Origin of the sequence: Xanthomonas sp. 3075 (assembly GCF_014197275.1) — a bacterium.
Lineage (GTDB): Bacteria > Pseudomonadota > Gammaproteobacteria > Xanthomonadales > Xanthomonadaceae > Xanthomonas > Xanthomonas campestris_B.
The window spans coordinates 170,173-184,392 of sequence record NZ_JACIFI010000004.1 but is presented as its reverse complement, the minus strand read 5'-3'; the positions used below and the strand labels follow the sequence as shown (position 1 = coordinate 184,392).

The following is a 14,220-nucleotide window of genomic DNA, read 5'->3' as shown; positions in this document are numbered from 1 at the left end:
TCTCGGTGCATAACGCTCGGCACGGACCATACCGCGAACCAGCGAGTGCAGGTATGCGCCTATCCGCAGTAACCGAACCGGCCCAACGATAACAATGCACTGGCGTGAGCGTGCCAGCTGCGCCCCTGCACCGCTGGAAATCATGGCAAATCAGCAATCCTCAAACGCCAACGGCCCGGACAAGCCGGGCCGTTGTGCGATCACGTGTTGGACGTCACTCGATCAGGCAAACGGATCCTGCAGCACCATCGTGTGGTCACGATCCGGGCCGGTGGAAACGATGCTGATCGGGCAGCCGGCCAGTTCTTCCAGCGCGCGCAGATAGGCACGGGCGGCGACGGGCAGCTTGTCCCATTCGGTGATGCCGTGGGTGTTCTCGGTCCAGCCCGGGAACTCCAGGTACACCGGGGTGCACTCTTCCCAGCCCTGCGCGTCCAGCGGGGCGTATTCGGTGCGCTTGCCGCGGTATTCGTAGGCGATGCAGACCTTGAGCTTTTCCATGCCGTCGAGCACATCGAGCTTGGTGATGCACAGGCCGGAGATGCCGTTGATGGCCACCGCACGCTTGAGCGCGACGATGTCCATCCAGCCGCAACGACGCGGGCGGCCGGTGGAGGCGCCGTATTCGGCACCGCGGTCGCGGATGCCCTGGCCTACTTCGTCGTCCAGTTCGGTCGGGAACGGGCCACCGCCCACGCGCGTGGCGTAGGCCTTGGCGATGCCGAGCACGTAGTCGATGGCGTCAGCGCCCACGCCGGTGCCGGCCAATGCGCCGCCCACGGTGGTGTTGGAGCTGGTGACGTACGGATAGGTGCCGTGGTCGATGTCCAGCAAGGCGCCCTGCGCGCCTTCGAACAGCACCCGCTTCCCCTGCTTGCGCAGGTCGTGCAGGATGCCGGCGACGTCGGACTTCATCGGCTGCACGTAGTCGCCGAAGGCCAGCGCTTCGTCGTAGGTCTTCTGGAAATCCACTGCTTCCACGCCCAGGTACTTGGTCAGCACGAAGTTGTGGTAATCCAGCGCGGTGCGCAGCAGTTCTTCCAGCTGCGGCGGGTAATGCAGGTCGGCGATACGGATACCGCGACGGGCGACCTTGTCCTCGTACGCCGGGCCGATACCGCGACCAGTGGTGCCGATGGCCTTGCCGCCAGCGGCCTTCTCGCGGGCCTGATCCAAGGCGATGTGGTACGGCATGATCAGCGGTGCGGCCGGGGAGATCTTCAGGCGCGAGCGCACTTCCACGCCGGCACCTTCCAGCTCGCTGATTTCCTTGATCAGCGCGGCCGGGGAGATCACCACGCCATTGCCGATCAGGCACAGCGCGTCGTCGCGCAGGATGCCGGACGGAATCAGATGCAAGACGGTCTTCTTGCCGTTGATAACCAGCGTATGGCCGGCGTTGTGGCCGCCCTGGAAGCGGACGACCGCACCGATTTCTTCGGTGAGCAGATCGACGATCTTGCCTTTGCCTTCATCGCCCCACTGGGCACCGAGCACGACAACTGATTGACCCATGACGGGTGAACTCCTGAGTTTTGCGGCGGCCATCGGGGCCGCGGGATGGGATCGATGCAGGACTGGCGGCGACACCGGGCGCGCGGCTCCATCGGGGAGCGTTGCAGTGGCGCGACAGCCCTGACACGGAAAAAGCCGAACCGAGTGCTCTGGTTGGAGCGTGCCCGGCCGGCTTTTGTGCATTATCCGGGTTTCCGGTGACGGGCACTAGCCCTGGCAAACCACCGCAGCAGACCGGCTGCCGGCTGGGAACCGGCTGCGACGGCGACGGCGACGGCGACGGCGGGCAGTGGCACCCATGTCACCGCGACCGGCATTCAGTGGCGCACGATCCACAGCGCGATTGCGCCCAGCACCAGGGTGACGCCGCCAATGGCGCGTTGTTGGGCAATGGGAAGGCTGAACACGTACTCGACCATGCGCTTCCAGGCGGTCGGCACGGTGAGCAACAGCAAGCCCTCGATCACCAGGATCAGGCACAGGGCGGTGAGGAAGTCATTCATCGACGGGGCCGTGGCACTGGGGAACCGTGGAGTGTGCCCGGGTTAGATGGTTGATGTGTGGAGGGTGGGCTTGGCTGCCTTCTCTTGTTCGCCCTCATCCGCCCTTCGGGCACCTTCTCCCGCGCGCGGGAGAAGGGTCGGGTCGGGTCGGGTGCGGGAGAAGGGTCTGGTCGGGAGAAGGGTCGGGCCGCGTGCGCGGTACGCACATCCCGAAGCCCTCGGAAAACGCCCTTCTCCCGCGCGCGGGAGAAGGTGGCGCAACGCGCCGGATGAGGGCCAACACCACCGCCGGATAAAGGAAAACACAGTGAAGACACCACAACGCAACGCCCCAGGTCTTTCCACGAACATCCACGCCCCGGCCAGAACGACTACGCCCGCGAAGGCGGGCGTAGTGGTCACAATTTTTTCAATATCTGGAGCATTTTCAACATCTGCAACATTGGTCGCAGCCACGCAAGTTGAGAGCCTCCGGAAGCTTGAGCTTGCGGAAGGCGGCCATTCCTCACCGCTCGCTCGACGACCAGCCCTCGCGCATCACGCTCACGCCGAGCAATCAACGATCGCTCTTGAGGTATTGCAGGAACGGATCATTCTTGTCGAGCACCACCACGCCGTTGCCGTCGGCCATGGACTCGCGGTACGCCTCCAGGCTGCGGTAGAAGGCATAGAACGACGGATCCTTCGAGCCAGCCTGGCCATAGATACGCGCCGCATCGGCATCGCCTTCGCCACGCAGCTTCTGCGCATCGCGCTCGGCATCGGCCTTGATCACGGTGCTCTCGCGGTCGGCCTGGGCACGGATGGTCAGCGCCTGCTCTTCACCTTCTGCGCGCAGCTTGCTGGCTTCCTGCTTGCGCTGGGCACGCATGCGCTCGTAGACATCGGTGATCACCTGGCTGTCGGTCGGCAGGTCGATCTGCTTGATGCGCAGGTCGGTGATCTGCATGCCCAGGCCCTTGATCGCAGCGTTGATGCCTTTGAGCTGGCCGGCAATCAGTTCGCTACGGTCGCCGGAGACCAGCTGCTGCAACGTGCGCGAGTTGATCTGGTTGCGCAGCGAGTCGGTGATGATCGGCGTCAGCAACGCATTGGCCACCTTCTCGTCGCCGCCGGTGGTGGCGCGGTAGAACGCACGCACATCGGAGATGTAACCGATGGCGAAGAAGTCCACGCTGACGTCTTTCTGCTCGGCGGTGAAGTAGCGCGCCGGGGCGGTATCGAGCACCTGGAAGCGGCGATCGAACATACGCACCGATTCCACCATTGGAATCTTGAAGTGCAGACCGGGCTTGAGGTCGGCACGCACCACGCGGCCGAGGTTGAGCACCATGGCGGTCTGATCTTCGCGCACCACGAACACCGAGCCCATCAGGCCCAGCAGGATGACGACGAGCAGGCCGATACCTAGCGAGTTCTTCATTATTCGGTCCCCTCACGGCCGGTCGGGCGCGGGCCGCGCTCCGGGTTGCGGATGCTTTCGCTACCGCTGCTGTTCTGCGGCGGATTCAACAGCACATCCTGCGGCACCATCGACGGCATGCCGCCATTGCCCGTATTGCCGTTGCCACCACTGTTGGCGGACTTGCCGTCTGCCGGCAGCGGCACATAGATGACCTGGCGGCCATCGCTGCCGATCACCTTGCGGTTTTCCGACAACACCTTCTGCACGGTTTCCAGCCACAGCCGCTTGCGCGTGACCTCGGGGGCACTGGCGTACTGCTCCTGCAACAGCGTGAAGCGATCGGCGTCGCCCTCGGCCTTGGAAATCACCGCTTCCTTGTAGCCTTCGGCACCGGTACGGATGCGTGCACCCTGACCGCGCGCTTCCGGCACCACCTTGGCGGCGTAGGCCTGCGCTTCGTTGATCAGGCGCTCACGCACCTGTTGGGCGCCGTTGACCTCGTCGAAGGCCGGCTTCACTTCTTCCGGCGGGCGCGCGTCCGGTAGGGTCACACCGGTCACCAGCAGCCCCGTGTTGTAGGCATCCAGCGCCACCTGCAGGCGCTCCTTGGACGCGATCGCCAACGGGCCGCGATTGTTGAGCACGGTATTGAGATCGGAACGACCGACCTGCTCACGCACCGCGCTCTGCGCCGCCTGCTCCAACACCAGATCGGCATTGCGCGAGCCAAACAGGTATTTGCGCGGGTCGCTGATCCGGTACTGCACGTTGAGCGAGACGTTGACGATGTTCTCGTCACGCGTCAGCACCGGCACCTGGTTGCTGAAGGTCTTGATCTCGGTGGCGTTGACCTTGCGCGCCGATTCGATCGGCCACGGCAGCTTGAAGTTCGGGCCGGGCTGCAGAATGCGCGAGAACTGGCCGAAGCGCAGCACCACACCACGCTGCTGCTCGCCAATGAGCTGGAAGCTGGAGAACAGCACCATCAGCACCACCGCGACCAGGATCCAGCGCCCCACGCCGCCATCGAACAGCTCCTTCAACGGACCGGGTAGGTTGCCCCAACCACCACCGTTGCCACCACCACGCGGGCCCCAGGACCTGCGACGGTTGGGATCCGGGCCGTCTCCGCCCTTGTTGCCGGGTGTGTTCCAGGCCATGCACGCTCCATGATCGAGGGGCGGTGCGGGCCAGTCCCGCAGTGCCACCGTGTTGTTTGATTCGCTGATTCTACTAGATGGGGCAGACCGGCCGTTTTGAAAGGTCCGGTTCTGGTGCGTTGCGGTTTAGAGCGGCTAACAAAACGGAGCGAGCGGTGGTCAGGTGGGTGTGGACGACGCGGAGGAACCGGAGTGTACGTGTGGGACATGCCGATTCCGAGCACCGGCCGCAGCCGCCTGGCGGCGGCGCAGTCGTTTTGTCAGCCGCTATTCGCCGGTGAGGCGAATTGGAGGGATGGCCAGGTTCGGGAGTGGACCGGAGCCAGGTGTCGCTAAGATTCCCGGCCGCCTGCAATGCGGTCGCGCAGCCGGCATATGCCGCTGATGATCGGGGAAGCGGGAGCCGGCCATGTCGGCAATGCGGCCACCACGGGTAGAAATGGCGACGGTAGTGCCTGCCGGCAACACAGCGGTTGCCGGTCAACTGATCCCATGTGCCCACACGTGAATGCGCAGATGCGGTCTCGGCACAGGCCCACCGGCAGGGGCGTAACACCGCTGCGAGCGAATGACGACGACCGACGACACCTCTGGAACCCGCGGCGCTGCCGGACGCACCCGATGGTTGGCGCGATGACGCATGCCACCAGCGCAGTTGGACCTTCGACCATCGGCCTCGCGTCGCGCTGTCACACCCTGTGCTACCGGCCAGTGCCGTGCTCAGGCAGTCGGTGGTTCGTCCTTCTGGTTGAACACCCGCTCCATCACTTCCAGCAGTTCGTCTTCGGAGAATGGCTTGGTGATGTACGCGCGGGCGCCCTGACGCATGCCCCACATGCGGTCGGTGTCCTGGTCCTTGGTGGTCACCAGGATCACCGGAATATGCTGGGTGGTCGGCTCACGCTTGAGCGTGCGTGTGGCCTGGAAGCCGTTGAGGTTGGGCATGACCACGTCCATCAGCACCAGGTCGGGCAACGACGACTTGGCCGCTTCCACCCCTGCGGCACCGTCGGTGGCCGTGATGGTCTCGTGCCCCAGACGCTCGACGATGCGCTGAATCCCGAGCAGCTGCGACGGCGAGTCGTCGACGATCAGAATGCGTGCCATGCGTTTTTCCTAGTATGCGCAGCGAGTGTAGTGCGCCAGCCGCGCTTTCGGTAGCGGGTGCCAGGCAGGGCGCTGGACGCCGGGCAATGCGGTGGGTGGCGCGTTGTCGTCCGCCGTGGACGCATGCTGAGGGATTACGTCGGATGGGCGCGATTGGATGCAACCGAGCGGGGTTCTGCTCCCCCTTATGCTGCAGGCGAAGGTGGCGAAGGCGCCGGATGAGGCTGCGGCCAGCAGGAAAGCGGCAAGTCGATCCTGACGGATGCGCCGATTGCCTTGTGACCCCTCACCCCAACCCCTCTCCCGCGAGCGAGAGAGGGGCCGTCTCCCGCTGGCGTGGAGCGGGATTGTCTCCGGCTGGCGTACACAGGGGGGCTTGGCTCCCGCAGGCGTAGCAAGAAGCTCGTCTGCCGCTGGCCAGTGGGGCTCGACCGCACCATCAACCGCCCGCCGTCGCGCGCGTGCAACCGCCGGCCTTCTCCCGCGAGCGGGGGAAGGTGCCCGCAGGGCGGATGGGGGCAGCGATCGCGCCGGGCGATCCACACCTTCCCTCAGGAAGAAGGCCCAACGCGCGCCTGCCCTGACCCGGCCCCCTCACACTGTCTCGCCGAATGCCTTGGCCAGGTTGCGATAGGCCTTCTTCTGCGCGTCGTCGGTCGGGGCCGGGGCCAGGATTTCCAGTTCCACGATCTGGTCGCCCGGCGTGGCGCCCGGCAGGCCGCGGCCGCGCAGGCGCAGCTTGCGGCCGGCGTCCGAGTCGGCCGGCACCTTCAGCTCCACCGAGCCGCCCAGGGTCGGCACGCTGATGGTGGTGCCCAGCGCGGCTTGCCAGGGCATGACCTGCAAGGTGTACAGGATATTGCGCCCGTCCACCTCGAACTGCGGATGCGCGGCGTATTCGATTTCCAGCAGCAGGTTGCCGCCACCATTGCCCTGCCCGCTCAGGCGAATCACCTGTCCGGGCTGCACGCCCTTGGGCACGCGTACATCCAGCTGCTTGCCATTGATGGTGATGCGCACGCTGTCGCCGGCATGCACCGCTTCCAGCGGCACCGCCAGTTTGGCGCGGGTGTCGCCGCGCGCCTGCGCGCCGGGACCTGCGCCTACGCCCGGGCCAGCACCGGGCCCACGCGGCCGGCCGCCGCGCTGACCGGCGAACAGGCTTTCGAAGAAATCGCTGAAGCCGCCGCCTGCGCCGCCGTTACCGAACACTTCCTCGTAGTCGAAGCCCTGCCCGCCGTTGTAATTGGGCGGGGCCTGAAACTCGTCGCCCGGGCGGAAGCCCTGCGCCTTGAGCTGGTCGTAGGCCTTGCGCTTGGCAGGGTCGCGCAGCGCTTCATAGGCCTCGTTGATGGCCTTGAATTTGTCTTCCGCGCCGGCTTCCTTGCTCACGTCGGGGTGGTACTTGCGCGCGAGCCGGCGGTACGCGGTCTTGATCTCCGCGTCGCCTGCGCTGGGCTCGACGCCCAGCGTTGCGTAGTAATCCTTGAATTCCATCTAATCACCTCTGGAAAAAAAACGGCCCGCAGCCAAGGCCACGAGCCAGTTCGAGCAGCTCCCAAGACACCAGCGGTCGCCGGAAGCGCAGATGGTGCAATGGACCTGCAGTGTACGAAGAGTACATGCCGATCCGTGCACCCGCCGCGCCGGCCTGACGGCCGAACAGGAGGTGTGAGAACTGATCGATTCGCAGCCGGGCGGGCGACCGCACCTATTCTACGGTGCGGCCGTCGCCGGGGAGCGAAGCGCCGATGACGCTACTCCAGATCCACCTGTCTTGAGCGGCGGAGACCAGCCGGTGCGCCGCCGCACATGGGGGCGGCGAGACGCGCAACTGCAGCAGGTGCGACAGCCTGCCGACTCCACGCATCACCGCCCCTCTGCCGACCACACGGCCGGCACTTCAAACATGCTTACTGCACGGTGCTACCGCTGGCATCCTGGCCATTGCCGACCTGAATGCGGCGCGGGGTGGCTGCCGGGCGCTTGGGAATGCGGATTTCCAGCACGCCGTTGTGTCCGGCAGCAGTGATGCCGTCGGCGTCGGCACTGTCGGGCAGCGCGAAGCGGCGATGGAAGCTGCCGTAGCGGCGCTCGATCCGCGAGAAACGCTCGGTCTCGGTGCTGGACTCGCTGTTGCGCTCGCCCTTGATCGACAGGATGCCCTTGTCCATCTGCACCTCGATCTGGCTGGGGTCGATGCCCGGCAGGTCGGCGTACAACACGAAGTGGTTGGGTTCTTCCTTGATGTCCACGCGTGGCACCCACTGCGCGGTGACCACCGCCGATTCGTCGGTGTCGCTGTTCTGCTCGAAGAAGCGGTCGAACACATGCTTGATTTCGTTCTGCAGCGCGTGGGTGGGCCACTGGGGATAACGAACGATGTTCATTGCGAGCCTCCTGAAGGTTGGGTGACGGGCCGGCTGCGGCGGCGTTGCGCCCTCGCGCCGGCCATGTGCGTCAGATAGGCGTTGCGCCGTGGATTTCAAGCGCGTTGACGCGCTGTTTCCGCGCCCCTTTCTAGAATTCGTTCAGCCACAGGAGCCCGCCCGCATGACCATCCACGTTGGTGACCGTATTCCCGAAGTCGTGCTCAAGCGCCTGCGCGAGGGTATCGAAGCGGTCGATACCCACAGCCTGTTCGCAGGCCGCAAGGTGCTGCTGTTCGCGGTGCCGGGCGCATTCACCCCGACCTGCTCGGCCAAGCACCTGCCGGGCTATGTGGAGCACTTCGACCAGTTCCGCAAACGCGGCATCGAAGTGCTGTGCACGGCCGTCAACGACCCGTTCGTGATGCAGGCCTGGGGCCGCAGCCAGCTGGTTCCCGATGGCCTGCACCTGCTGCCCGACGGCAACGCCGAGCTGGCCCGCGCGCTGGGCCTGCAGATCGACGCCAGCGGGTCGGGCATGGGCCTGCGCTCGCGTCGCTACGCGCTGTATGCCGACGATGCCGTGGTCAAGGCGTTGTTTGTCGAAGAGCCCGGCGAGTTCAAGGTGTCTGCGGCCGATTACGTGCTGCAGCATCTGCCCGATTGATGCATTGATTCCCCCGCCCACTGAAGAAGGAAAACGGCCAGCCATGTCTGATCAGCCAGCCACCAAAACCCCCGCAGGTATCACCGATACCGCCACCTTGCGCGCCCGCGCGCGCAAGCGCATCGAAGACGGCGCCATCACCGAGAGCTACCACGCCGACCGCGAAGCGGTGATCGCGCTGCTCAACACCGCGCTTGCCACCGAGTACGTGTGCACGCTGCGTTACTACCGCCATTACTTCATGGCCAAGGGCATGCTTGCCGACGCGGTCAAGGGCGAGTTCCTGGAGCATGCGCAGCAGGAACAGGCGCACGCGCACCAGCTGGCCGAGCGCATCGTGCAGCTGGGCGGCGAACCGGACCTCAACCCGGACACGCTGACCAAGCGCTCTCACGCCGAATACAAGGAAGGCACCGACCTGCGCGACATGGTCAAGGAAAACCTGATCGCCGAGCGCATCGCCATCGATAGCTACCGCGAGATGATCGATTTCATCGGCGACAAGGACACCACCACCAAGCGCATCCTGGAAGGCATCCTTGCGCAGGAAGAAGAGCATGCCGATGAATTCGCCGACCTGCTGGAAGGCTGGATTGGCGAGTGAGCTAATGGTGGTTGATGTGTCGTGCACCGAACCTGCCTTGATATCGCGTCGTTGCGCCGTTTGGATGCAGTCGAATGCCATGTCGACTGTCTAGTGGGTCGAAGGCTCGGTGCCCTCGCCCCTCGCGGGACACGCCGTGAATCCATCCATGGAGGCTCGGTGGCGGCATCCATGCCGCCACACGGTCCCGCCAGCGGCGAGGACACCGCACCAGAGACTCCGCTGGTTGCTTGGTTTAAACCCATGCATGCCGACCATCTCGACTGGTCCTTGCCAGCCCACTGTCGCCGGACCTTACGTGGCATCGATGCCGCGTAAGGGCCATCACGGACGTACTTGCGGCGTGTCCTGCGATGGTGGGGGGCAAGGGCCCTGCAGCCGAGCCGCAGATCAGCCGCTCTTGAATCTCTGCTTCAACGCAAGACGCGGAACCGCACCTGGGTCCATGCACCGTCACTGGCCATGGCAGTGAGCGTGTGCGTTCCCACTTCGGCAAAGTCGCGCTGAAATCCCTGGCGTCCGTCGGTCTGCGCAATCCAGCGACCGTCCAGCAGCCAGTCGATGCGCGCCTCGCTGCCCAGCGCGCGCAACTGCAGGCGCACCGGGCGTGCGGTGGCGTTTGCGCGCGCCAATGTGGCGCGGTCGCTCAGCCCGTCGATGCGCAGCACGCCGCCGCCGGTCATGCGCCCGTCCGGCAGGCAGTCCGGTGCCAGTGGCGGCAGCTGCGCGGCAGTGCGTTCGGCGGTGCTGAGCCAGGGCGAGACCAATGCCGGCCAGCGCGCCACCGCGCGCGGCACGCGCTGATGCGGCTGCGTGCACTCCTGCGACAGCCGCTGACCGCTGCGCGCATCCACCTCGAAATGCAGCTGCCCACTCTGCCACAGCCGCGCATCACGTTCGGCGAAGGTGGGCGGGACTGCACCATCGAGCACATAGGCGTCGGCACGTCGCGCGCACTGATCGGCGGGCGTTTGCTCGGCTGCGCGACCGAGCGGCCAGCAGATGTCCAACGCCTGCACGTTGGCCGGCATCGGCACCGGCGCGCTATCGCCGGCGCTGCGCGGCAACGCATCGATGACTTCGAACATCAGCGGCAATGCAGTGACTGCACCGTACTGGCCCGGTAGCGGCGTGCCATCCGGCCGTCCCACCCACACTCCCACCGTGTAACGGCGCGTCCCGCCGATCGCCCAGGCATCGCGGTAGCCGTAGCTGGTGCCGGTCTTCCAGGCCACGCCCGGGCGCGCGGCAGTGTCGAAGCTGCCGCTGCCATAGCCGGGACGCGGATTGCTCTGCAAGATCTCGCGCACGATCCAGGCCGCACCCGGCGACATCAACCGCCGCTCGATGCGCGGATCGTCCGGCGTATAGCGCACGCGCCCGGCGATGCCGCCGCGATTGAGCGCGGCAAATGCACCGACCAACTCCTGCAACTGCGCGCCGGTACCGCCCAGTATCAGCGCCAGATTGGGCACGCTGCCGCGCGCAAAACGCAGATCGATGCCGGCATTGGACAGCCGCGCGGCAAACCGCGCCGGGCCGATACGATCGAGCAGGTCCACTGCCGGCACGTTCAACGACAACCGCAACGCGGTCGCGGCGCTCACCGGCCCATTGAAGGCCGCATCGAAATTACCGGGCCGATAACTGCCAAAACTCTGCGGCGCATCCACCAGCAGGCTTTCCGAATGGATCAGGCCATCGTCCAGCGCCATGCCATACAGAAACGGCTTGAGCGTGGAACCGGGCGAGCGCCAGGCCTGCACCATGTCCACATGCCCCAACCGCTTGCGATCGCCGAAGCTGGCCGAGCCCACATACGCACGCGCCTCCATCGTGGCGTTGTCCACCACCAGCAGTGCTGCGGAAGTACGCTCGGGCAACTGCGAAAAATATGTGGCCACGCGTTCTTCCAGCGTGCGCTGCAATTCCACATCCAGCGTGGTCACGATGCGTGCGGCACGCGGTTGGGCACTGTGCAACCGCTGTGCAAGCAAGGCCGCATGCAGCGGTGGCTTGAGCGAACGCGTCACCACCGGTTCGATGCGCGCATCGTCCACCTGCGCGCGCGACCACACGCCCAGTTCCACCATGCGATCGAGCACCTTGTCGCGCGCACGTTGCGCGGCCTCGGGATGGCGATCCGGGCGCAAGCGGCTTGGCGACTGCGGCAACACCGCCAACAACGCAGCTTCTGCCTGCGACAAGGCCCTGGCCGGCTTGCCCAGATACGCCCAGCTGGCCGCTTCCACACCTTCGATGGTGCCGCCGTAGGGCGCGCGCTGCAGATACAGCGTGAGAATCTCGCGCTTGCTCAAGTGCGCTTCCAGCTGCAGCGCGCGCAGCACCTGTTTGGCCTTGCCCCAGGGCGTGCGCGTATGCGGGTCAAGGATGCGCGCCACCTGCATGGTCAGCGTCGAACCGCCGGAGACGATGCGTCCCTGCCCCAGCCACTGCCCGCCGGCACGCAGCAGGCCCCACGGATTGACGCCAGGATGCCGCCAGAACCAGCGGTCTTCATAATTCAGCAACGCCTGCAGATACAGCGGCGACACCGTGTCCGGGCTGGCCGGATAGCGCCACACGCCATTGCGGTCGGCGAAGGCGCGCAATGGCGTGCCGTCGCGTGCGACCACCAGCGTGGAGGTGTCGCGCGATTTGGGTAGCGGCAGTGGAAAGGCCAGGTCCAGTAGCAGGATGGCAGACAGCAGCGCCACTGCGCTCCAACGCAGCCACGTCAACCAGCGGCGGCGGCGAGCCATACCATACTGGCCAGCAGCGCGTTTCTGCATCCGGGCGGTCTTTGATTGCGCGTGCTGCTGCCTGTCCATTCCGTGAAGCATGCAGGGCAAAACGCTTTTCGGCCACTGTGGCGCGCTGCAAGCGACGCGCCTCGGGTGGTCAGATCACCTGCACATTCCTGCACTGCGTGACGACGAGCGCCCTAGCTTGCGAGGTCTGCTCGCACCGAGCGACGCGGCCTTACAAACAGCCGCAGCAACCCCATCGCCAGCAACACCGCAGACAGGCGCAATGCCATGCCGAGCCAGCCACTGGCGGCCGAATCGGACACCGCAAACACCGTCCAGGCCGCGTTGAGCGAGACATGCAACACCCAGCCGCTCCAGATCGTGTAGCCATCCTGCGCGTCCACAATGGCAAACAGCAGTGCACCGATGCCGGTGATGGCGAAGATCGATAACGCCTCGCCGCCTCCACCCCCTGCACCGAGCCAATGCACGCCGCCGAACACCATGGCCTGCACCAGCGCGGCGAGCGCCGGACGCCAGGCCAGTGCGCGGCAGGCGAACACGAAGCCGAAACCACGAAAGACGATTTCTTCGGCCAGCGGAAACAGCAGCGCCAACCACAGCAGGCCGAGCAGATCGTCGGTGCCCACCGAGGTGGCCTGCGTCCATAGTCCAAGCCAGCACGGCAGTGTGGCCAACAGCGTCAGCGTCGGGCCGCGCAAACCGTTCCAACGCAGCCCCAGACGCGCCGCGAGCTCGCCTGGCGTGCCCGGACGCAGCAATGCGGCGGCAACGAGCACGACCACTACGCTGAGCAGATTGTCGAGCATCCCGCCGCCGTAGGGCAGCGGAATTTTCGGGATGGGCAGGCCAACCGCCTTGGCGAGATCGCGGATCTGCAGCGCGACCAGCAGCACCACCAACCAGACGACATGCGGACTGAATTTGCGCTGGCGTGTATCGAGTGGCATGCAGACGTCCGTGCGTGCAATAGCGCCTGACTATAGCGGAGGCGGCAGGGACCCCTCAGTGCCATGGGTCATGCTGTGCGGCGACAGTGCGCATCCGTGGCGCACCTGCTGCATGGAGCGATGTAACGCCGCGCTCAGCGCTTCTCCAGACTCGCGCGATAGCGCAGCAAGGCTTCCGGCGCATCGGTCTGGATGATCGACACGCCATCGCGGTACATCCGCCCCCAGACCTTGTCCGGGTCGCGTTCGGCATCGGCGTCGCCACCGTAGCCGGCGATAAAACCTTCCCACAAGGAGTTGACCATCAGTCGCACCTTGTGCGTTTTGCTCACGGCCACCAGTGCGGGCAATTGCGTCGGCGACATCCTTGGCAACTCGAACGCAACCGGATGCGCATTGCGTGTCTGCGCGGCGGCGATGGCTGCAAGATCGGCATCGCCATGCGCATTGATCAGGATCGGGAAGAAATACACCTTGTCGAACGGCAGCATCGCGGCCAGCGGCGGCGTGGCGATGCCGGCTTCGGCCTTGACGATCACCTCGTGCTGCATGCCAGCACGTGCGACCGCATCGATCACCTGCACATAGATCGCATCCTTGACATCAAGATTGAGCAGGATGCGTCCCTTGGACTTGGCCAGCATCTGCTCCAGCGTGACCACGCGCTGGTCGGTCAGCGGCGCCTCCGCGCCGCCTTCGTCGCTGCGCAGCCGCAGCTTTTGCAGATCGGTCAAGGTCAGTTCGGACAGCTTGCCGGTGCCATCGGTGGTGCGGTCCACGGTGGCGTCGTGCAGCATCACCAGGGTGCCGTCGGCGGCACGCCGCACATCGGTTTCCATCACGTCGGCGCCGATGGCGATGCAGCGCTCCAAGGCGGCCAGCGAGTTCTCCGGCGCGGTGTCGGTGAAGCCATGCTGCGGCGCGGCCGCGTGGCAACCGCGATGGGCGACCACCACGATACCGCCCTGCGGGTTGGTCAAGCGGGCCTGGATCGCCGCGACCCCGGTGGGCGCTGCATTCACAGGGCTGGCGAGCGTCGCGCACAGCATGGCGGCGACAGTGGCAACAGAACGTAGTGTCATTGAACGACTCTCAAGTAGGTGACGGATCGCCTGGCGGCGTCTGCGCCAGGCGAAGCACATGCAAGCTGGATGCGGTCAGCACCGCTC

12 protein-coding genes and 1 other RNA gene are annotated in these 14,220 nt (G+C 65.7%); 2 read left to right on the top strand and 11 right to left on the bottom strand.

Going from position 1 to position 14,220, the window contains the following annotated elements:
* Positions 1 to 222: 222 nt before the first annotated feature.
* The 8 genes from GGR62_RS05805 to GGR62_RS05770 form a co-directional block, all read right to left on the bottom strand.
* Positions 223 to 1,515, bottom strand: coding sequence for an adenylosuccinate synthase (locus tag GGR62_RS05805; protein WP_179454894.1), 1,293 nt, complete (start codon positions 1,513 to 1,515; stop codon positions 223 to 225).
* 317 nt (positions 1,516 to 1,832) lie between these two features.
* Positions 1,833 to 2,018, bottom strand: coding sequence for a DUF2065 family protein (locus GGR62_RS05800; RefSeq protein WP_184406973.1), 186 nt, complete (start codon positions 2,016 to 2,018; stop codon positions 1,833 to 1,835).
* 556 nt (positions 2,019 to 2,574) lie between these two features.
* Entirely contained in the window at positions 2,575 to 3,441 is an 867-nt protein-coding gene (locus GGR62_RS05795) for a protease modulator HflC (RefSeq protein ID WP_184406972.1), read from the bottom strand.
* On the bottom strand, positions 3,441 to 4,583 hold the full coding sequence (gene hflK, locus GGR62_RS05790; protein ID WP_184406971.1) for an FtsH protease activity modulator HflK: 1,143 nt from the start codon (positions 4,581 to 4,583) through the stop codon (positions 3,441 to 3,443). The genes GGR62_RS05795 and hflK overlap by 1 nt, the downstream gene beginning before the upstream one ends.
* 133 nt (positions 4,584 to 4,716) lie before the next feature.
* A non-coding RNA gene (locus GGR62_RS05785) (sX9 sRNA) lies at positions 4,717 to 4,792 on the bottom strand.
* A gap of 511 nt (positions 4,793 to 5,303) precedes the next feature.
* Positions 5,304 to 5,690, bottom strand: coding sequence for a twitching motility response regulator PilH (gene pilH, locus GGR62_RS05780; protein WP_184406970.1), 387 nt, complete (start codon positions 5,688 to 5,690; stop codon positions 5,304 to 5,306).
* A 594-nt stretch (positions 5,691 to 6,284) separates the two neighbouring features.
* Entirely contained in the window at positions 6,285 to 7,187 is a 903-nt protein-coding gene (locus tag GGR62_RS05775) for a DnaJ C-terminal domain-containing protein (RefSeq protein ID WP_184406969.1), read from the bottom strand.
* A gap of 416 nt (positions 7,188 to 7,603) precedes the next feature.
* Positions 7,604 to 8,080 carry an Hsp20/alpha crystallin family protein gene (locus GGR62_RS05770; protein ID WP_184406968.1) on the bottom strand — a complete coding sequence of 159 codons (477 nt, stop codon included), beginning with the start codon at positions 8,078 to 8,080 and terminating at the stop codon, positions 7,604 to 7,606.
* A 163-nt stretch (positions 8,081 to 8,243) separates the two neighbouring features.
* On the opposite strand from GGR62_RS05770, the gene GGR62_RS05765 reads away from it, so the two are divergent.
* Positions 8,244 to 8,726: a peroxiredoxin gene (locus GGR62_RS05765; protein WP_184406967.1), complete on the top strand. Its 483-nt coding sequence runs from the start codon at positions 8,244 to 8,246 to the stop codon at positions 8,724 to 8,726.
* Between the two features lie 43 nt (positions 8,727 to 8,769).
* Positions 8,770 to 9,330: a ferritin-like domain-containing protein gene (locus tag GGR62_RS05760; RefSeq protein WP_184406966.1), complete on the top strand. Its 561-nt coding sequence runs from the start codon at positions 8,770 to 8,772 to the stop codon at positions 9,328 to 9,330.
* 413 nt (positions 9,331 to 9,743) lie between these two features.
* On the opposite strand, the gene pbpC is transcribed toward GGR62_RS05760, so the two are convergent.
* The 3 genes from pbpC to GGR62_RS05745 form a co-directional block, all read right to left on the bottom strand.
* Positions 9,744 to 12,122, bottom strand: a complete 2,379-nt coding sequence (gene pbpC, locus GGR62_RS05755; RefSeq protein ID WP_184406965.1) for a penicillin-binding protein 1C — start codon at positions 12,120 to 12,122, stop codon at positions 9,744 to 9,746.
* A 152-nt stretch (positions 12,123 to 12,274) separates the two neighbouring features.
* Positions 12,275 to 13,051, bottom strand: a complete 777-nt coding sequence (locus tag GGR62_RS05750) for a CPBP family glutamic-type intramembrane protease (RefSeq protein WP_184406964.1) — start codon at positions 13,049 to 13,051, stop codon at positions 12,275 to 12,277.
* A gap of 134 nt (positions 13,052 to 13,185) precedes the next feature.
* On the bottom strand, positions 13,186 to 14,133 hold the full coding sequence (locus tag GGR62_RS05745; protein ID WP_184406963.1) for a glycerophosphodiester phosphodiesterase family protein: 948 nt from the start codon (positions 14,131 to 14,133) through the stop codon (positions 13,186 to 13,188).
* Positions 14,134 to 14,220 lie beyond the last annotated feature (87 nt).